The organism is Cryobacterium sp. TMS1-20-1 (genome assembly GCF_004402355.1).
In the GTDB taxonomy this organism is placed as follows: domain Bacteria; phylum Actinomycetota; class Actinomycetes; order Actinomycetales; family Microbacteriaceae; genus Cryobacterium; species Cryobacterium levicorallinum.
Genome location: NZ_SOGF01000044.1, coordinates 18,144 through 37,049 on the forward strand (window position 1 = coordinate 18,144; position 18,906 = coordinate 37,049).

The window sequence follows — 18,906 nt, forward strand, 5'->3', positions numbered from 1 at the left end:
GGGGGTTTTTTGTGTCCCTGGCACCCCGTTCGGGCAGCAGTGGCGCTGTCCCTGGGTCTCGAATTGACCACACACTCTGTGACGCAGTGGTCCATTACTCGGCGTGTATTGCGGTCAACCGCGCAGGTTGACCCAGGCTCAGCAGCCCCGAGACCCGCTCGTTGCCGATGGTGCTAGCCCTCGCCGCGGCGGGCGATCACGCCGATGAGTCGCTCGAGAGCGTAGACCGGGTCGCGACCCGCACCCTTCACCGCGGCATCCGTTTCGGCGAGCACGAGGATGCAACGGGCAAGGCCCTCGTCGCTCCAGCCGCGCAGGTCCTTCTGGGCACGCTGCACCTGCCAGGGGGCCAGACCGAACTGGGCACCGAGCTGAGCAGAGCCGCCGCGGGCTCCGAAGACCTTCGCCATGGTGCGAATCTTCATAGCGAAGGCCGCGACGATCGGCACCGGATCGGCACCGGAGGTGAGGGCGTGCCGCAGGGTGACGAGGGCCTCGCCATTGCGGCCGGCGATGGCCCAGTCTGCAACCTTGAAGGCGTTGGTTTCAACCCGACCGCCGTAGTAACGGTCGACCGTGGTTTCGGTGACCTCGCTCGTCGCGTCTGCGATGAGCTGTTGGCAGGCGGCGGAGAGTTCGGCCAGATCGTCGGAGAACGCGGCTACAAGCTGCCGCAGCGCACTCGCGGTGACGCGTTTGCCGGCCGCCTTGAACTCGTTCGACGCGAATTCGTACTTCTCGGTGTCTTTCTTGAGCTCGGTACAGACCACCTCGATGGCGCCACCGAGTCCGCTGCGAATAGTGTCGAGCAGCTTCTTGCCCCGCACTCCCCCGCCGTGTCGCAGCACGACGTAGGTGTCGTCGGCCGGGTGCTCTAGGTAGTCGAGCGCCTCGGCGAGAAAGGTGTCGCTGCACTTCTCGACGTTGCTGACCCGAATCAGCCGCGGCTCGCCGAACAGGGACGGGCTCGCCAGGGTGAGCAGCTCACCGGGGGCGTAGCTGTCGGCCTGCACGTCGCTGATTTCAACGCTGGGATCTTCAAGTTTGAGAAAGTCGCGGAGCTGACGGATGGCGCGTTCCGCGAGAAACGTTTCGGTCCCCGAGACGAGCACGATCGGTGCCGGACGCACCTGGTGCCAGCCGAGCTGGGGAATGACGGTGCCCTTGGCCGCGCGGGCGGGGGCTGCCTTGCCGGAGCGGGAGCCGGTCGTGGCGGGTCGTGCGGCCAAAGCGCTCTCCTTGGGTGTCATGCGGGTGGTCGATCAAGCCTAACGCGCACGACTGACCCTCCCGGCAGCAGCCGTCGGCGGCACGGGCGGCCCGCGGTCGGTGATCTTCTCCGTCCAGAGCACGAGGGTGCCGTTGGCCCCTGGCGCAACCACCGCCATCCCCTCCCGGTCGGTGCGCACGGAAACGGTTTTCACCGAGGCGAGAACGTTGAGCAGCGCGTCGGTGGGATGCCCGTAGGTGTTTGTCGCGCCGACCGAGATCAGCCCCACCCGGGCCCGCAACTCGGCGTACAGCTCGGGGCTCTGATCGGCCGAGCCATGGTGGGCGACCTTCACGACGTCGACCCGGCCGGGCGGCGAGACGCGCCGCAAGGCATTCTGCGATTCCTCGCCGAGATCCCCGAGAAAAATCGAACGGATGCCCCGCCCTTCGAACACAATGGTGATGCTTCCCGGGTTGCCCGCCTGCATCGTCGTAGCTCCACGGACGGGCCAGAGTATGTTCCAGCGCAGTCCGCCCAGCGTGCCGGCATCACCCCGAGCCGTCTGACGCACGACGGCTCCACCGGCGGCGAGACGCTCGTGCAGGCGTTCGTCCTGCGCGTTCTCCGGCTGCCCGACCAGGGCGGTATCGACCTTGCCGATGACAGCATCCAACCCGCCGATATGGTCGAGGTCGTAGTGGGTAAGTACGAGCAAATTGATGCGACTGATGCCAAGGGTCGCCAGGCAGCTCGCGAGCAGTTTCGGGTCGGGACCGACGTCAACCAGGCCGTACCGATCACCATCGCGCACGACGACGGCGTCGCCCTGCCCAATATCGCAGGCTGCAATCTGCCAGTTCGCCGGCAAGGAGGCGGCCCGGCCAATTCCGGTGCCGATCAGCGACCCGGCGTAACCTCCGAAGCCGACCAGCAGCACGGCGAGGACCGCCGCCGGCCAGCGGGCGGGGCGAGCTGCCGGGCCGCGCAGGACGACCACGAGCGTGAGCAAGGTGACGACTGAGAGCAGCAATACGCCGGGCACTCCGCCGGGCCACGGCAGGCGGGTGCCCGGCAGCGTCGACGTGGTCTGGGCAACGGCGGCGATCCACGCCGATGGCAGCCAGGCCAGGGCGAGCAGGCCCGACGCTACGCCCGGGAGCACCGGCAGGGTCAGGCAGGCGATCAGCCCGACCACCGTGGCGACCGGCGCGGCGGGACCAGCGAGAATGTTGGCCGGCACCCCGTACAGCGGCAGGCTGGGGCTCAACAGAATGAGCACGGGCTGGCAGGCCAGTTGGGCGGCCAGGGGAATGGCGATGACGGCGGCCAGGGCCAGCGGCATCCACTGGCTGAGCAGCCGGCTGAGCGGACCGGCCAGAATGAGGAGCCCCGCGGTCGCGAGCACGGACAGCGCAAAGCCGTAGTTGCGGGCCAGCCACGGGTCGCTCGCGAGCAGTCCGATCACCACGATGAGCAGGGTGGGCACGCCTCGCCCGGGCCGGCCGGCGCCGATCGACGCGAGAGTGAGGGTGGCCATGACCGCCGAGCGCAGCACGCTCGGCTCGGGTGTGACCAGCACGGTAAAGCCGAGCAGCGTCGCCAGTGACAGCAGAATGCGCCAGCTCCGACCGAGCCGCAGGTAGCCGCCGAGCAGCATGATCGCGGCGATGACGATGGCACAATTGGCCCCGGAAACGGCGGTCAAGTGGCTCAGGGAGCTGGTTTTCATGGCTTGATCGAGGTCGGGGCTGACCGCGCTCGTGTCGCCGATCGCCAGGCCGGGGAGCAGATCGCCCCCGTCACCGGGGAGGCTCGTCGCGGCCGCCGCGAACCGAGCGCGGAGCTCGTTCGCCCACTGCAGCCACCAGGGCGGAGACTCGGCTACCTGAGCGGGGTCGGTGGCAAACAGCAAGGCGACCGCCGCGTCGCCCGGATCCGTCGGGCGCAGGGTGCCGCGCAGGCGCAGGCTGGTGCCGATCTCGGGTTCGTCGCCTCCCCCGGCTGCCTCGGCGAACACCACCACCGGGGTCGACACCCTCGTCGATTCGCCGCGCAGGTCCAACTGCGTGAGCGTGGCCCGGTAGCGCACCCGCCCCGACGTACCGCCGCCGATGAAAGCTTTGGCTGGTACCGGAACCGACCAGACCGTGACCGTGACCGTAAGCGTCGCGTGCGACTCCGCGGCGGCGCGCACCTCCGGCGGCAGGCGCACCGGCGCCCATACCCCGACGGCAGTGGCGACAAGAGCCGCCGCCGCACAGCAGAGCACGATGCTGCCGCCCCGCGTCTGCCAGCGGTCACCCGGCCGAGGTGACGTTCCGGGGGTAGTCCGACCCCACCGACGGGACGCTGCATTCTGCTCCACGACCCGCCGAGCAGCACGACCGCTGGCCAGCACAGCGCTCGCACGATCGGTTGCCGATCGAACTGGCTGCGGCGCATCGGCCCCCAGCACGACGGAATGCGCCGGCATCCGTTTCATCACGAGGATGCCAGCCGTCACCCCGGCCGCTGCCCACAGGACCAGGGCGATGGACCAGGCGCCCTCTGGCGCTCCGATCAGCAACCCTGCAGTGAGCCACGCGGCCAGGGCCGGAAGCGCCAGCCGCAAGTCGAGGCTCATACCGTAATGAGGTCTTTGAGCGCCTCGAACGTTTTATCGCCGATTCCCGTGACATCGCGCAGGCCGTCCACGCTGGTGAATCGCCCGTTAGCCGTGCGAAAGTCGATGATGCGCTGTGCCATGGTTGGGCCGATGCGGGGCAGGGAGTCGAGATCGGCGAGCGTCGCCGAGTTGAGGTTGACCTTGGCGGCGGGCGAGCCAGCTCCCCCGGAGACGGCCGCCGCTGGGACGCCCGGCGGCACCTCGCCCTGCCGCGGCACGTAGAATTGCTCGCCATCGCTCACGACCCGGGCAAGATTAACCCCGGCAGGGTCGGCCTCGGCGCTCAGCCCGCCGGCGGCGGCGATCGCATCCATGACCCGGGCGCCGTCCCGCAACTCGAACAGGCCGGGCCGGGCAACCGCCCCCAGAACGTGCACGAAGATGAGCGCGTCCGTGGCAGAGTCATTCGGCGCTGTGCTCTCACCGGCATCAAACGGCTCGAGGCTGCCGCCCGTGGGGATCGATAGCGTTTGCGAGCCGACCGTGCGCTGCCCCGCCTGCTGGCCCACCGCCGACACGATGACGGCGACCACGAGGGCGAGCAGCAGGAGCACGACGGCCGCTCCCACGCCAACTCGCAGTCGGGGACGTCCCCCCGCGGCCGGAGCGAGGCGCTCCAGATCGAGGGGGAACCGGTCGGGCTGCATGCTCGCAGGCTAGGCCGCGCGAAGTATCCGTTTCTGGTCGGATGCCCCATCTGTGCACAGAGAAAGCAGGACGGGCCTGTGGAGAAGGCCCCGGCCGATCCTGCGAGGGATCGACCGCGGCCCGATTTTGCCTTCCGCTATGGGCGGGTGACGAAGGAGACGAGCTTCGGCACGCGCACAATCACCTTGATGATCTCGCGATCACCGATCGAACGGATGACCGCGGCGGCTTCCCGCGCCATCTTCTCCAAGTCTTCGCTCGAGATTTTCGGCGATACCTCGAGGAGGGTGCGCATCTTGCCGTCGACCTGGACGACCGCGGTGACCGATTCCTGCACGAGCAGGGTCTGCTCGGCCTTGCGCCACGGCACGAGGGCGATGCACGGCTCGTAGCCGAGGTGCTCCCACATGTCCTCCGCGGCGTAGGGGGCGAACAGGTTCAGCGCCATGGCGGTGGCTTCGGCGGCTTCGCGCACGGCGGCATCCGCTGGCCCGGCACCGGTATCGATGACCTTGCGGGTCGCGTTGACGAGCTCCATCAGGCGGGCGACGACGACGTTGAACTTGAACGACTCCACCAGGCCGGGTGCGTCGGACAAGAACCGGTGGGTGACACGGCGCAGGGTGACGTCGCCCGTCTTCCACTCCACATCGGGCGCACTCGTGACGTCGCGGGCGACGCGCCAGGCGCGGGCCAGGAACTTGGCCGAGCCGACCGGGGAAACGTCAGACCAATCGATGTCGTCTTCGGGCGGGCCGGCGAAGGCCATCGTGAGGCGTACGGCGTCAACGCCGTGGCGTTCGATCTCCTCGGTGAAGTAGACCAGGTTGCCTTTGCTTTTGCTCATCTTGGCGCCGTCGAGAATCACCATGCCCTGGTTGAGCAGGGCGGTGAACGGCTCGGTGAAGCTCACATAGCCCTCGTCGAAGAGGAACTTCGTGATGAACCGCGCGTACAGCAGGTGCAGAATGGCGTGCTCGACGCCGCCAACGTACTGGTCGACGGGCGCCCACTTCTCGGCCTCTTTCGGGTCGAAGGCCTTGGTGTCGTCCGTGGGGTTCAGGAACCGCAGAAAGTACCAGGAGCTGTCGACGAAGGTGTCCAGGGTGTCGGCGTCGCGGGTCGCCGGCGTGCCGTCGATCGGGTTCGGCACGTTGACCCAGTCGGTCGCGCCGCCGAGCGGCGACGTTCCCCGCGGCTTCAGATCGAGGCCCTCTGCCGGCGGCAGCAGCACCGGCAGCTGGTCTTCGGGAACCGGGATCTCTGCGCCATCGGCGCCGTGGATGATCGGGATCGGAGCGCCCCAGTAACGCTGCCGGGAAACCAGCCAGTCGCGCAGACGATAGTTCTTAGCCGACCGGCCGAGCCCGTCGGCGGCGAGCTGCTCGACGATGCGCTTGATCGCGGTGATCTTGCTCAGGCCGTTGAGCGGACCGGAGTTGATGAGGCGGCCCTCGCCTGCCAGGGCGATGCCGGTGCTGAGCGGGTCGAGCGCCGGCAGCTCTTCGGTGCCGTCGAGCATGCCCTGGGTGATCACCGGGATCATGCCGGTGGCCGGCGAGTTGGTGTCGACGACGACGCGCACGGGCAGGTCGAAGGCGCGGGCGAAATCGAGGTCGCGCTGGTCGTGGGCCGGCACGGCCATGATCGCGCCGGTGCCGTAATCGGCAAGCACGTAGTCCGCCGCCCAGATCGGGAGGCGTTCCCCGTTGACCGGGTTGATCGCGTAGCGGCCGATGAACACGCCGGTCTTGGGCCGGTCGGTGGCCTGACGCTCGATCTCGGTGCTGCGCTGAACCTGCACGAGGTAATCCTGGAAGGCTTCCTGCACCTCGGGCGTCGCCTCGGCGACGAGTTCAGCGGCGAGGTCGCAATCCGGGGCGACGACCATGAACGTCGCGCCGAACAGCGTGTCCGGCCGGGTGGTGAACACGGTGACGCGTTCGGTGCGCCCCTCGACCTGGAAGTCGACATCCGCTCCGATGGAGCGGCCGATCCAGTTGCGCTGCATGTTGAGCACCTTGGCCGGCCAGGTTCCCTCGAGCTGATTGAGGTCATCCAGCAGACGGTCGGCGTAGTCGGTGATCTTGAAGTACCACTGGGTGAGTTTCTTCTTCACGACGACGGCGCCGCTGCGGTCGCTCGTGCCGTCGGCCAGCACCTGCTCGTTGGCGAGTACGGTCTGGTCGATCGGGTCCCAGTTGACCCAGCTGTCCTTGCGGTAGGCCAGGCCCTTCTTGTACAGCTGCAGGAACAGCCACTGGGTCCACTTGTAATATTCGGGGTCGCTCGTATGCAGTTCGCGGTCCCAGTCGAAGCTGGTCGCGTAGAGCTTCATGCTCTTCTTCTGCTGGGCGATGTTGTCGTAGGTCCAGCCGCGCGGGTCGATGCCCCGCTTGATGGCGGCGTTCTCGGCGGGCAGGCCGAAGGAATCCCAGCCGATCGGGTGCAGCACGTTGAAACCCTGGTGGCGCCAGTAGCGGGCGACGACGTCGCCGAGCGCATAGACCTCGGCGTGGCCCATGTGCAGGTCGCCGGAGGGGTAAGGGAACATATCGAGCACGTACTTGCGTGGGCGGGTGTCGCCCTCACCGCTCGTCTTGAACGGAGCGAGCTCCTCCCAGATGGGTTGCCACTTCGCCTGGATCGCGGCGAAGTCATACACTTCTTCGTCGCTCTCAACGCTCGAATCGATGCGGACGCTTTCGTGCTCGTGAACCACGTGACTCTCATTCATTGCAGGGGTTAGACATGATTGATACGAGGTGCACGCGCAACAAAGCGCCGGTGTACCCCCCTTTAGATTACTAGGACGCAGCGACTCCAAGGTCGCACGAGGCACGAAGCCTTCGCAGCTGGCCGCCCGGGCCGCCAGAGAGCCCGGCCTTGTTGATTCAGGCGCAGCACGTAGGCTGAGCGAAATGAATGACATCCTCACGTGGATCCTCGACACCGTATCCAGCGTCGACCCGGTCGTTCGAACGCTGCTGGCCTTTTTGGGTATGCTGCTGGAAACTTCAGTGCTGGTCGGCCTGGTCGTTCCCGGCGACACCATAGTGATCGTCGCCAGCACGGCGGTCTCCGGCCCGGTCGAGTTTGTCACGCTCGTGCTCGCCGTGATCGTCGGCGCCCTGGGCGGGGAGAGCATCGGCTTCGCGCTCGGTCACCACTTCGGACCGTTCATCCGCGCGAGCCGGCTGGGCCGCCGCATCGGCGAACACAACTGGATTCGCGCCGAGAACTACCTCGACCGGCGCGGTGGTTTGGCCGTGTTCATCTCCCGGTTTCTGCCGGTGCTGCACTCCCTCATTCCGGTCACCGTCGGAATGAGCCATATGCGCTACCGCACCTTCATGGCCTGGACCGTGCCCGCCTGCGTTATCTGGTCACTCGCCTATGTCACCGTCGGGTCGGCGGCGGCCGGCGGCTACCGCGAGCTCAGCGGCAGCCTGCACTTCGCCGGCTACCTGTTCGTCGGCGTGATCGCACTGTTCGTACTGGCGGTGTTCCTGATCAAGAAATGGCTGCACCGCCGCGAGCTGCGTCACATGGACTAAGTCCGGGCGGGCAGGGTCACCCGGCCCGTCACCAGGTCGTCGGGCACCGGCGTGTGGGAGATGAGCAGCACGGCCCGGTGGGCGTCGGCCGCAGCTCTCAGCAGGTCGCGCACGAGGGCATCCGCCTGGGCGCTGTCGACGTTCGCGGTGGGTTCGTCGACGATGAGCACCGGAAAGTCGGCCAGCAGGGCCCTGGCCAGGGCAATCCGCTGAGCCTGTCCGCCGGAGACCAGGGCGCCGCGCTCCCCGACCCGGGCATCGAGGCCGCCGCGCGCTGCGACCCATTCGGCCAGTCCGACGCGGGCCAGCACGGCCAACAACTCGGCGTCGGTGGCAGTATCGCGGGCAAACAGCAGATTTTGACGGATGCTGTCGTCAAATAACCACGGGCGCTGCTCGCACAGTCCGACCACCCGCCGCACGTCGGTCTGAGCGAGCAGGCGGGCTTCGACCCCGTTCAGACGGTACGAACCGGTGTAGTCAAGAAACCGCACCAGGGCCTGCGCGAGGGTGGTCTTGCCGGCACCACTCGGTCCGGCCAGGTGCACCCGGTCCCCCGGCGCGAGCCGAAGGGTCACACCGGCCACGCCCGGTTCGGTCTGGCCGGGCCAGCTGGCACCCAGGTCGGTCAGTTCGAGCATGACCGGGGTTGCCCGCAACGGCCGGGGGTTCGGAACATCGACGGGAATCTCAGCCGGTGGCGAAGCCGGAACAACCTCGGCGACGCGCCGCGCGCTCACCCGCACCTGGCGCCAGGCCGAGGCGGCGAGCGGAATCATTCCGAACACCTCGAATACGGCCAGCGGCACGAGCACGGCGACGATGAGGGTCGGGCCGAGCAGGTCCGGGCTGAGGAGTCCGCCGCCGCCGTTGAGCGCGGGTATGCCGAAGTAGAGCGCGCCCAGCGTTGCCGCACCGGCAAACAGCGCAACGACGGCCGATTGCACACCCACTCCGACCGAGCGGCGCAGGGTGGCCCGGCGCAGGCGCTCATCGGTGCGGGCGAGCGCGGCGAGACGCGGCCTGAGGGCGTCGAAGGCGGTGAGCACGTCGAGGTTCTCCACGATTTCGAGCACCTCATCGGCGAGGGTGCCGCGGAGCGGTGCGAGCTCCCGCTCTGCCCGGGCAGCGAGGCTGCCGGAAAAGAGGGTGCCGAGCACTCCGGCCAACAGCAGGCAGACGAGCAGGGTGAGGCCGGCGGCCGGCACGATCAGCCAGATGCCGATCACGCTGAGCAGGGTGGTGATTCCCGCGACCAGCAGCGGTTGCACAACCCGCAGCGGCAGGTCCTGCAGGTCATCGACGTCGCGCACGAGGCGGGTGAGCAGATCGCCGCGCCCGGTCTGGGCCAGGCCGGCCGGGGCGACCGGAACGATACGACGAAAGATGCCCAGGCGGAGTTCGGCGAGTTGCCGGAATGCGGCATCGTGGCTGGTCAGGCGCTCCAGGTAGCGAAACACGGACCGAAAGATGGCGAAGGCACGCACGCCGACGACGGCCAAGCCCAGATAGGCCAGGGACGGCATTTCGGCGGCGCGGGTAATGAGCCAGGCCGAGCAGGCCAGCAGCGCCACCGCCATGACGGCGCTCGTCACGCCGGCCAGCAGGCCTGGAGCGAACCAGCGCGGGCGCGGCTGGGCGAGCCGCAGTACGTCGCGCGCGGTCGGGCTCGGCGTCCGGTCAGACATGAATCAGCTCCTGCAGCTCGATCATATGGTCAGCTGCGGCCAGGACGCCCGGCCGGTGGCTGACCACGATCACGACGCGGCCCTGATCGGCCAGTCGGCGCAGCCCGGCCAGCAGGCCGGCCTCGGCGTCGACGTCGAGCGCCGAGCTGGGTTCGTCCAGAATCACGACCTGGCACTCGGTCGCGAGGGCCCGGTAGATCGCCCGCGCGGCGGCGACGCGCTGCGCCTGCCCACCCGAAAGCCCGTCGCCGTTGACCCCGAGCACCGTGGCCGGTGAAACCTCAGCGGCCCCCGCCCAGTCGAGGGCCTGAGCGACCAGAGTCCCGGTGGGCGTGCCCTGGCCAGTGGATGCCGCCCCCAGCGCCACATTCTCGGCCACCGTTCCCCGGACCAGGCCGGGTCGCTGGCCGGCCCAGGCCAGCCACGGCCGACTCGGCCCGGCTGCCACGGCAACGCCGCCGAGCGTCACTGCGCCGGTCAGGGGTACGAAGCCGAGCAGGGCGGCGACGAGGGTGGACTTGCCGACTCCGCTCACGCCGCGCAGCACGCTAATTTGCCCGGAGGCGAATTCGGCGTCCAGCCGGTCGATCACGACGGTGTCGCCGCGCCGAATAGACACGTCGACCAGGCGCAGCGCGCCGGCACCGAGGCCTCCCAGCGCGACCGGCGCAGCCGCAGGATCGACCGGCGCCGGGGCATCCGCTTTATTGGAGTCGTCGTCGAGAATCTTGAACAGCTCTTCGGCAGCGGCCAGGCCGTCGGCCGCGGCGTGAAATTGCGCTCCGACCTGGCGCACCGGCAGAAACGCCTCGGGGGCCAGCAGCAGGACGAACAGCCCGACGCCGAGCAGCAGCGCGCCGTCGATGAGCCGCAGGCCAATCGACACGGCGATGAGAGCGACCGAGAGACTCGCGGCCAGTTCGAGCACGAAGCCGCTCAGAAAGGAGACCCGCAGCACCTTCATGGTACGGGTGCGGTACTGCTCGGTGATGGAACGGATGCGATCAAACTGACGGCGTTCCCGGCCGTAGATCTTGAGGGTGCCGAGGCCGCCGACCACGTCGAGAAACCCGGTGGAGAGGCGTTGCAGTGCCTGCCACTGGTCTTGCTGTACCGACTGGGTGACCCGGCCGATGAGAATCATGAACACGGGGATGAGCGGGATCACGATGATGACGGTGAGGCCGCTGGGCAGGTCTTGCCAGAGCATTACCGCGATCAGAATCGGCGTGGCGATCGCGGTCAGCAACAGCTGCGGCAGATACCGCGCGAAGTAGTTGTCGAGTGCGTCGAGGCCGGTCGTGACAACGGTCGCCAGGCGTGCACTCTGCTGCGAGGCGACCCAGTCGGGGCCGCGCTCGGCGAGCTTGGCCATGACCTTGGTGCGCAGTTGACTCTTTACCTGCGCCGCACCGCGGTTGGCCGCGACTTCCAGCAACCAGATCAGCAGAGACCGCAGCACAATGACCGCGGCCAGGGCGACCAGCGTGGGTACGATCTCAGTGAGGGGCTCCCCCGCCACCAGGAGGGTGATTGCTCGGGTGAGAAACCACGCGAAGGCGACGACAACGAGGGTTTGTGCGAACCCGAGCAGCGCGCCAATGAGAAGAAACCGGCGCGCCGCTGAGGCATAACGAAGAAGGCGAGGATCCAGGGGGCGCACTGGCTTATTCTCCCACAGCCCGTGTCACGGGTGTGCTGGTCAACGGGGTACTCGTCAGGGGCGAGCTAGTGAACAGAGACCTCAATATGGGCCCGACCAATGCGCTTGCGGAATACCCAGTAGGTCCAACCCTGATAGAGCAGAATGACGGGCATTCCGATCAGTGCCGTCCAGCTCATCACACCCAGCGTGTACGCCGACGAGGAGGCGTTGGCGATGGTCAGGCTGTTGGCTGGGTCGTTACTCGCCGGCATGACCTCGGGAAACAGCGAAGCGAACAGGCTCAGCACGACCAACCCGATAGCGCCGGCCATCAAGCCGAATGCGAGCCGCTCGGCCCCGCGCAGGTTGGCGAGGAACGATGCGATCAGTGCACCAGCCGCCACGGCGGCCAGAAGAGCGGATGCCACGGTGCCGTAGGCAAAGATTGTCCACACCAGGAAGGTAGCCGCGACAACGATCGTCAGGATGCCGGCTTTGGTGGCGAGCTTGCGTGCCCGCACTCTAATGTCACCCTCGGTCTTGAGCGAGATGAAGACCACACCGTGCACAAAGAACAGCAGCAGAGTGGTGACCCCACCGAGCAGGGCATACGGGTTGAGTAGGTCAAAGAAGGTACCGGTGTAGTTGTGGTTGACGTCGAGGTTCACGCCGCGCACGATGTTCGCGAACGCCACACCCCAGAGCAATGCCGGAACGGCCGATCCGACGATTATCATGCCGTCGAACCATTTCTTCCACGAAGATTCGGGGCGTTGGTGCCGGTATTCAAACGACACCCCGCGCACGATCAGGGCCACCAGAATAAGCATGAGCGGGAGGTAGAAACCGCTGAACATCGTTGCGTACCATTCGGGGAACGCCGCGAACAACGACGCCCCAGCCACGATCACCCAGGTCTCGTTAAGGTCCCAAACCGGACCGATGGTGTTGATGAGAACGCGGCGATCGGTGTCGTCCCGGCCCAGGAATGGGAGAGACATGCCGACCCCAAAATCGAATCCATCGAGCACGAAGTACCCAACGAACATGACAGCGATGATCCAGAACCAAAGAATTGTGAGATCCATTTTGTATTCCCCTAGACCCGTCTTAATAGACCGTGGCGGTGTGCTTGACTTCGCCGGACTCGGCGTCGAGAACCGGAGCATCGTCCGGCCCCTTCTGAACGGCTTTCAGGATGAGTTTGAACTCGACCACCACGAGAATGCCGTAGAGCACCGTGAAGGCGATCAGGGAGATGAGAATTTCCACGCCGGTCACGCCGGGTGAAACGCCGTCCTGCGTTCTCAGCAGACCAAACACGAGCCACGGCTGGCGGCCCATTTCGGTGAATACCCAGCCGACCGTCATCGCGAGTAGCGAAGCGGGGAAGCTCCAAATAGCGAGCTTCCATACCCAATTCTGCGTCGGCATCCGTCCCTTGCGGGTGAGAAACAGCCCAACGACGGCCACGAGCATGTGTACGAGACCGAGAGCGATCATCCAGCGGAACGCCCAATAGGTGATCCAGATGGTGGGCGTGTAGTCGCCGGGGCCGTACGTCGAAACGTACTGGGCCTGCAAGTTGTTGATGCCCTGCACGGTGCCGTCGAAGGTGTGGGTCGAGAGGAACGAGAGCAGGTACGGGATGCGGATCGAGAAGAGTTCGTGCACACCGTCGGGCGTGCCGAGTGTAAAGAGGGAGAACGACGCGTTGGCTCCGGTGGCCGTGTGGTAGAGCGCCTCGGCGGCTGCCATTTTCATCGGCTGTACCTCACCCATCACGAGGCTGAGCTGGTCGCCGGCGAGAGTTGTACCAATGCCGGCCAGGACCATCATCCACAGACCGAATTTGAGAGCTGGGCGCATGGTCTCAAAATGCTGGTTACGTGCCAGGTGCCAGGCCGCCACCGAAATGATCAGGCCTGCCGACACCATGAAACACGCGAAGATGGTGTGCGGGAACGCCGCCAGTGCGATTGGGTTGGTGAGCAGGTCCCCGATGCTAGTCAGCTCGGCCCGGCCCTTCTCCGCGTTGATGGTATACGCGATCGGGTTCTGCATGAAGGCGTTGGCCGCGAGGATGAAGTAAGCCGACGTGATGCTGCCCATCACGGTGAGCCAGATGGTGGCGAGATGCACCTTCTTCGGCAGTTTGTCCCAGCCAAAGATCCACAGGCCGATGAACGTCGCCTCGAGGAAGAAGGCAAGGATGCCCTCGAACGCGAGCGGGGCCCCGAACACGTCACCGACGAAGCGCGAGTAATCCGACCAGTTCATACCGAACTGAAACTCCTGCACGATTCCCGTCACGACGCCCATGGCGAAGTTGATCAGAAAGATTTTGCCGAAGAAGTGCGTCAGCTGCAAGTACTTGGCCTTGTCGGTGCGCACCCACGCCGTCTGGACGATGGCAACCGTGAGGGCCATGCCAATGGTGAGAGGTACGAAGAGGAAATGGTAAACGGTCGTAAGACCGAACTGCCACCGTGAGAGGAGTAACGGATCCAACCACTCGTTCATATGCCCTCCAGCATTTATTCGCATCACGCATAATTTCTACGCTGTGTAGAACACTACACTTCTACGCTGTGTAGAAACCTGGGTATGACAGCAATTTTCTACGACACGTAGAAATTACAGTTCGACCGCGTAGGATGCTGCGTATGGCAAATTTGGGCGTGCTTGAGCGGCTTCTGATGGATGTTCTGTGGGACTCCCCCACACCGTTGACCGCCAACGACCTCAAGGATTCTTTAATGCGCCCGGGTCTTGCGACCAAGCCCACGAAGCCACTGGCGACCACAACCGTTCTGACGGTGTTGTCTCGACTTGAGACAAAGGGTTTCGTCACCCGCGACCGCAGCGTCCGCCCACACACGTACACCGCTGTTATGACCCGTGCGACCCACACGGCCGGGCTCATGCATGAGGTACTCGGGCAGGTGCCGGACCGCCAAGCGGCCCTCGTGCGGTTCATTGGAGGCGTCACCCCTCAGGAGGCAGACACACTGCGCCAGCTCCTCGGCGTTGCGACGACCGACAACCTCTAACTCCGCCAGACCTTAACTGCGATACCCGTGATCATCAGCGCCGCCCTGCTTGGCGTCATTGCCGTGATTCTCGCTTGGCCTTTTCCGTTGGTGCTGGCCCGCTCGGATTGGCCCGCGCGCTCCCCGGACGTCGCCCTCGTGCTCTGGCAGGCCATCGCCCTGTCCGGTGGCATGTCGATGATCGGCTCACTGCTGCTCTACGGTCTTGTTCCGTTCGGTAATGCTCTGCTACAGAGCGTCATCGCCCTCGGCGACAGCCTGCGGTCCGGCACTCTTCCGGCCGATACGAGTTTCACCCACGTGCTCGCGCTCGGGGCAGCTATTCTGCTCAGCACTCACCTGCTGTTGAATTTGTTCGCCACTTTCGTGCGCGCCGAGCGACAGCGACGCCGCCACTACACTCTCATCGCCCTGCTCAGCGATCCTCTGAACGGCCAACCGGGAATGCGCGTCATCGACCATCCTGCCCCGGTCGCCTATTGCCTTCCCGGTGCTGGTCATTCCGCGACGGTGCTGTCTAAGGGATTGCTCCGCCTGCTCGACGCCGACCAGGTGCGTGCGGTGATCGCCCACGAACGAGCCCATCTGGTTCAGCAGCATCACCTGGTGTTACTGGCCTTCAAGAGTTGGCACAGCGCCCTACCCTGGTTTCCCATCGCCAATCGCGCCGAAAATGCCGTGGCGCTCTTGGTTGAAATGATCGCGGACGATCGCGCACGCCGCGACGTGGACGACCGCACACTTGCTACCGCTATCGCGCTCGTGGGGCTGGGGCAACAACCGGAGGTCCTCGCCGCGGCGTCGGATGGCGAGTCGGACGAGCCATGGATCTCGTCGCCGGAGCGCGCTCTCGTCGCTCCGCGGGTGTACCGGCTCATGAACCAGGCTCTTCCCCTGTCCCGCCTCGCCACCATGGCCGTCTTCGTGACCGCGATCGCGCTCGCCCTCGCCCCCGCCATCGTGCTGTTGCGGGCATAGACGCACAAAACCCTCACACCGCCCAAGAAGGGACGTTATGAGGGTTTTGGGTGAAACGATCCTGCTAGAAGAGGTTTGCCTTTTCGAGCCAGGCCGCCGCGATGGCCTCAGCGGACTTCTGGTCATTGACGCTCTCAGAGTTGAGGCTCACCAGGTCCTCAGCGCTGAGGGCAGCACTGATCTTGTTCAGTACCGACGCGGCCTTGTCGGTGACCTTTTCGGAAACCAAAGGCACGACGTTGTCCGAGAAGAAGAGACCATCGGGGTCGCTCAGCGCCACGAGCTTGTCTGACTTGATGTTGGGGCTTGCCGTATAAATATTGGTCAGCTGAATCGCGTTGTCAACAAGAGCCTTAACGGTCAGCGGACCACCACCATCCTCAATCGGGGTGAAACCGGCGGTTTCGATGCCGTACTTCGCCTTGAGGGCGGCCGGCCCATACGGACGTGTCTCCAGCACAGAGGTGCCACCAACCATGAGCGGTTCGGTGACATTCTTCAGTGACGCGATGTCCGTTAGGTTGTATTTTTCCGCGAAGGCTTGGGTTACGGTCCAGGAATTCTGGTCTGAGGCCGCCGCTTTGTCCAGCACGCGCAGGGTGGAAGGAAGCGCCGCTTGGAGCTCGGTGTAGATCGCGTCGCTCGTGCCACCGACAGCGTTCGGTTCGAGTGCCTGCAGCAGGCTACCGGTGTATTCGGGGAATACATCGACGCCGCCTGCTTCCAGCTCGGGCAGGTACACCTCGCGCTGGCCTATCCGGAACGTGCGGTCGACGGTGAAACCGTTGGCCTCTAATGCCTGCGAGTAGATCTCGGCGATGATCTCGTTGGAGTAGTAGTCCTGGGAACCCACAACGAGCGTGTCGGCAGCGCTTGTGGCGCCACTTCCACTGCCCAGGGGATCACCGGACGCGCACCCTGCGAGGGCTACTGCGGCCCCAACCGCGACCACACTGATGAGCGTGAGTCGGCCTTTTTTTGCTGTGAACATGCGTTTTCCTTTCATGATGGCGAATTCCATCACCGGGCCAGCTTGGTGAAACCGGCCCAGATGTCTGTGGGGCGTCCGGCCGCAACTCCGCGGGGAACAACCAATTTCTGAAGCACCGTAAAGATACCCTCAAGCAGCAGCGCGAGCAGAATAACGAGAATGGACCCGCCCAGCATCTGCGCATAATCGAGATTTTTCAACCCCGTGAACAGGAAGCGGCCCAGTCCGATGTCGGCCACGTAGGCAGCGAGTGTGGCGGTGGCCACGATTTGCAGCGTGGCCGAGCGCAACCCACCCATCAAGAGAGGAAGGCTGAGCGGAAGCTCCACTTTGCGCACAATCTGCCCCTCCGACATCCCCACGGCTCTGGCGGCATCGATGGTCGCGCGATCAATCGCTTCAAAGCCGGTGTATGCCCCCGCGAGAATGGGTGGGATCGCGAGCACCGTGAGGGCCGCGTAGGGTGCGGTCAGACCGATTCCCACCGACAGAGCGACAAGCGTGAGCAACCCCAGGGTCGGAATGGAACGGAAAGCGCCTGCAGTTCCGACGGCCAAGCCACGCCCGCGTCCGGTGTGTCCAATGAAGAAGCCCAGCGGTATGGCGATGACGGACGCAAAGACAAGTGTGAGCAAAGTAAAACCCAGGTGTTCCAATACCCGGATGCCGATGGCATTCGATCCCACATAGTTGGTCGGATCGAACAGCCACGCGACTGCATCTGCAAAGAAGTTCATGCCACCGCCTCCTTGTCAGAGCGCATCGGCGCGCGCGCCGCCGATGGCGCAGATCTCGTCCACGGCATGAGGAGGCGACCGAGAAGAACGAGAGCCCCGTCCAGTGCCAGCGCGAGTACGACCGTGGCGATAATTCCGGCAATGATTTCCGCCTGGATGCCGCGCTGAAAACCGTCGGTGAACAGACTGCCCAGGCTCTGGGCACCAATGACAGCGCCCACCGTAGCGAGACTGACCGTACTCACTGCGACGACCCGCAACCCGGCCAGCAGGACCGGACCCGCGAGTGGAAACTCCACCCGCCAGAACTGGGTCCACTCGGAGAAGCCCACCGCCATCGCGGACTGTCGAACGTTCCGGTCGACGGAGGCGAGACCATCGGCCACCACTCGCACCATGAGCGCCACACCGTAGAGCGTCAGGGCGATGATGAGATTGAGCGGCGAACGAACGGTCGTTCCCACGATGAAAGGAAGCACAATGAAGAGTGGGAGCGAGGGTACGGCGTACAGCAGGCCTACGCCCGAGAGAATGATGCCGCGCCCAACGCGGAAGCGGTATGCCAGCCAGCCGAGGGGAACAGCCAGGAGAAAACTGAGGATGATGGGCGGAACGCTCAGCACGACGTGATCGAGAGTGCGATCCCAGATGAGGTCCAGGTTTGACCATATCCAGGTCACCGGGGATCCCCACCCTGCGCCGGGGCACCCGATCCCGCGAACGGGCCGGCCTTTACTTCGGGGGCGGTCTTTTCTTCGGGCGCGGTCTTTGCTCCAGCGGCGGCACTCGGGGACGTTCCACCCGCGAGTACGCCGGCGAGCCGTCCATCGGCGTCGACAAGCACGTCGCCATCCGAGTGGGACTCGAGGTGCAGCACGCGTTTGCCGCGATCTGCTCCGACAAAGGTGGCCACAAAATCGTCTGCCGGATTGGCCAGGATCTCCGCCGGGGACCCCACCTGGGCGATCAGCCCGCCGGTACGCAGAATCACCACCTGGTCGCCGAGCAAAAAAGCTTCGTCAATGTCATGCGTCACAAACACGACCGTTTTTCCGAGTTCCCGCTGCAGGCGCAGCAACTCCTGCTGCAGTTCCGCCCGCACAATGGGGTCAACGGCGCCGAAGGGCTCATCCATGAGCAGAATGTTGGGATTGACCGCGAGGCCGCGCGCCACTCCGACTCGTTGCTGCTGGCCGCCGGAGAGCTGACTCGGGTACCGGTTGGCGAGCGATCGATCAAGACCGACCGTGTCGAGTAACTGCAGAGCCTCGGCGCGGGCTCTCTTCTTAGGAATCCCCGAGAGCATCGGCACGGTGGCGACGTTGTCGATGACCTTGCGATGGGGAAGCAGCCCCGAGTTCTGCATGACGTAGCCGATCCCACGCCGCAGTTTGACCGGTTCGAGTGTGCCTATATCGGCCCCGTCAATCTCGATGGACCCGCTCGTCGGGTCGACCATCCGGTTGATCATGCGCAGCAGCGTTGTCTTTCCCGACCCCGAGGTTCCGACCAATACGGTGGTTTTGCGCGAGGGCAGCACGAGGCTGAAGCCATCGACGGCAACCGTGCCGTCGGGGAACCGTTTGGTCACCGAGTGGAATTCAATCATCGTGGTGGCTCGCTCCTCGCATCAAGTCGGGTCAGACAAACCAGATGCTAACCCAACCACTTTTCTCCGCGACAGGCAAAACAGATTACGCAAAAAGAATTCATCCCGGAGCGAACAGGCAA

15 protein-coding genes are annotated in these 18,906 nt (G+C 65.4%); 3 read left to right on the forward strand and 12 right to left on the reverse strand.

Annotation, left to right across the window (positions count from 1 at the left end; genetic code table 11):
* Positions 1-173: 173 nt before the first annotated feature.
* The 4 genes from holA to leuS all read right to left on the reverse strand — a co-directional run bounded on the left by holA (position 174) and on the right by leuS (position 7,248).
* Entirely contained in the window at positions 174-1,229 is a 1,056-nt protein-coding gene (gene holA / locus E3O45_RS08935; RefSeq protein ID WP_241985296.1) for a DNA polymerase III subunit delta, read from the reverse strand.
* A gap of 39 nt (positions 1,230-1,268) precedes the next feature.
* On the reverse strand, positions 1,269-3,836 hold the full coding sequence (locus E3O45_RS08940) for a ComEC/Rec2 family competence protein (RefSeq protein ID WP_134443087.1): 2,568 nt from the start codon (positions 3,834-3,836) through the stop codon (positions 1,269-1,271).
* Positions 3,833-4,525 carry a helix-hairpin-helix domain-containing protein gene (locus E3O45_RS08945; protein ID WP_134443088.1) on the reverse strand — a complete coding sequence of 231 codons (693 nt, stop codon included), beginning with the start codon at positions 4,523-4,525 and terminating at the stop codon, positions 3,833-3,835. Before E3O45_RS08945 ends, E3O45_RS08940 begins: the two co-directional genes overlap by 4 nt.
* Before the next feature lie 137 nt (positions 4,526-4,662).
* Positions 4,663-7,248: a leucine--tRNA ligase gene (gene leuS, locus E3O45_RS08950; RefSeq protein WP_370449885.1), complete on the reverse strand. Its 2,586-nt coding sequence runs from the start codon at positions 7,246-7,248 to the stop codon at positions 4,663-4,665.
* A gap of 199 nt (positions 7,249-7,447) precedes the next feature.
* Between leuS and E3O45_RS08955 the strand changes: the two genes are divergently transcribed.
* Entirely contained in the window at positions 7,448-8,083 is a 636-nt protein-coding gene (locus tag E3O45_RS08955; RefSeq protein ID WP_092450475.1) for a DedA family protein, read from the forward strand.
* Here the strand turns inward: E3O45_RS08955 and cydC are convergent.
* The 4 genes from cydC to E3O45_RS08975 form a co-directional block, all read right to left on the reverse strand.
* A complete protein-coding gene (gene cydC, locus E3O45_RS08960; RefSeq protein ID WP_134443090.1) occupies positions 8,080-9,771 on the reverse strand; it encodes a thiol reductant ABC exporter subunit CydC in 1,692 nt (563 codons plus the stop codon). The genes E3O45_RS08955 and cydC overlap by 4 nt on opposite strands.
* The gene (gene cydD / locus E3O45_RS08965; protein ID WP_134443091.1) at positions 9,764-11,434 is read right to left on the reverse strand and encodes a thiol reductant ABC exporter subunit CydD; all 1,671 of its coding nucleotides are present in this window, start codon (positions 11,432-11,434) and stop codon (positions 9,764-9,766) included. Before cydD ends, cydC begins: the two co-directional genes overlap by 8 nt.
* A gap of 65 nt (positions 11,435-11,499) precedes the next feature.
* A complete protein-coding gene (gene cydB / locus E3O45_RS08970) occupies positions 11,500-12,504 on the reverse strand; it encodes a cytochrome d ubiquinol oxidase subunit II (protein ID WP_134443092.1) in 1,005 nt (334 codons plus the stop codon).
* A 22-nt stretch (positions 12,505-12,526) separates the two neighbouring features.
* Positions 12,527-13,939 (reverse strand): cytochrome ubiquinol oxidase subunit I, encoded by a 1,413-nt coding sequence (locus E3O45_RS08975; RefSeq protein ID WP_134443093.1) that lies wholly within the window; start codon positions 13,937-13,939, stop codon positions 12,527-12,529.
* Between the two features lie 143 nt (positions 13,940-14,082).
* Between E3O45_RS08975 and E3O45_RS08980 the strand changes: the two genes are divergently transcribed.
* Both E3O45_RS08980 and E3O45_RS08985 read left to right on the forward strand, forming a co-directional pair.
* The gene (locus E3O45_RS08980) at positions 14,083-14,469 is read left to right on the forward strand and encodes a BlaI/MecI/CopY family transcriptional regulator (protein WP_134443094.1); all 387 of its coding nucleotides are present in this window, start codon (positions 14,083-14,085) and stop codon (positions 14,467-14,469) included.
* A 27-nt stretch (positions 14,470-14,496) separates the two neighbouring features.
* The gene (locus tag E3O45_RS08985; protein ID WP_241985297.1) at positions 14,497-15,447 is read left to right on the forward strand and encodes a M56 family metallopeptidase; all 951 of its coding nucleotides are present in this window, start codon (positions 14,497-14,499) and stop codon (positions 15,445-15,447) included.
* Positions 15,448-15,511: 64 nt separating this feature from the next.
* Here E3O45_RS08985 and E3O45_RS08990 read toward each other — a convergent pair whose 3' ends face one another.
* The 4 genes from E3O45_RS08990 to E3O45_RS09005 are packed head-to-tail and all read right to left on the reverse strand — an operon-like array spanning position 15,512 to position 18,784.
* Positions 15,512-16,438 carry an ABC transporter substrate-binding protein gene (locus E3O45_RS08990; protein WP_134443096.1) on the reverse strand — a complete coding sequence of 309 codons (927 nt, stop codon included), beginning with the start codon at positions 16,436-16,438 and terminating at the stop codon, positions 15,512-15,514.
* 29 nt (positions 16,439-16,467) lie between these two features.
* Positions 16,468-17,175 (reverse strand): ABC transporter permease, encoded by a 708-nt coding sequence (locus E3O45_RS08995; RefSeq protein ID WP_092450489.1) that lies wholly within the window; start codon positions 17,173-17,175, stop codon positions 16,468-16,470.
* Positions 17,172-17,855 (reverse strand): ABC transporter permease, encoded by a 684-nt coding sequence (locus tag E3O45_RS09000; protein ID WP_092450492.1) that lies wholly within the window; start codon positions 17,853-17,855, stop codon positions 17,172-17,174. Before E3O45_RS09000 ends, E3O45_RS08995 begins: the two co-directional genes overlap by 4 nt.
* Entirely contained in the window at positions 17,852-18,784 is a 933-nt protein-coding gene (locus E3O45_RS09005) for an ABC transporter ATP-binding protein (RefSeq protein WP_134443097.1), read from the reverse strand. The genes E3O45_RS09000 and E3O45_RS09005 overlap by 4 nt, the downstream gene beginning before the upstream one ends.
* Positions 18,785-18,906: the final 122 nt, after the last annotated feature.

Bases quoted from the DNA above. Each gene is read 5' to 3' on its own strand.
- E3O45_RS08940 (WP_134443087.1), bottom strand. From the start codon at position 3,836: ATGAGCCTCGACTTGCGGCTGGCGCTTCCGGCCCTGGCCGCGTGGCTC.
- E3O45_RS08945 (WP_134443088.1), bottom strand. From the start codon at position 4,525: ATGCAGCCCGACCGGTTCCCCCTCGATCTGGAGCGCCTCGCTCCGGCC.
- E3O45_RS08955 (WP_092450475.1), top strand. From the start codon at position 7,448: ATGAATGACATCCTCACGTGGATCCTCGACACCGTATCCAGCGTCGAC.
- cydC (WP_134443090.1), bottom strand. From the start codon at position 9,771: ATGTCTGACCGGACGCCGAGCCCGACCGCGCGCGACGTACTGCGGCTC.
- cydB (WP_134443092.1), bottom strand. From the start codon at position 12,504: ATGGATCTCACAATTCTTTGGTTCTGGATCATCGCTGTCATGTTCGTT.
- E3O45_RS08975 (WP_134443093.1), bottom strand. From the start codon at position 13,939: ATGAACGAGTGGTTGGATCCGTTACTCCTCTCACGGTGGCAGTTCGGT.
- E3O45_RS08980 (WP_134443094.1), top strand. From the start codon at position 14,083: ATGGCAAATTTGGGCGTGCTTGAGCGGCTTCTGATGGATGTTCTGTGG.
- E3O45_RS08990 (WP_134443096.1), bottom strand. From the start codon at position 16,438: ATGTTCACAGCAAAAAAAGGCCGACTCACGCTCATCAGTGTGGTCGCG.
- E3O45_RS08995 (WP_092450489.1), bottom strand. From the start codon at position 17,175: ATGAACTTCTTTGCAGATGCAGTCGCGTGGCTGTTCGATCCGACCAAC.
- E3O45_RS09005 (WP_134443097.1), bottom strand. From the start codon at position 18,784: ATGATTGAATTCCACTCGGTGACCAAACGGTTCCCCGACGGCACGGTT.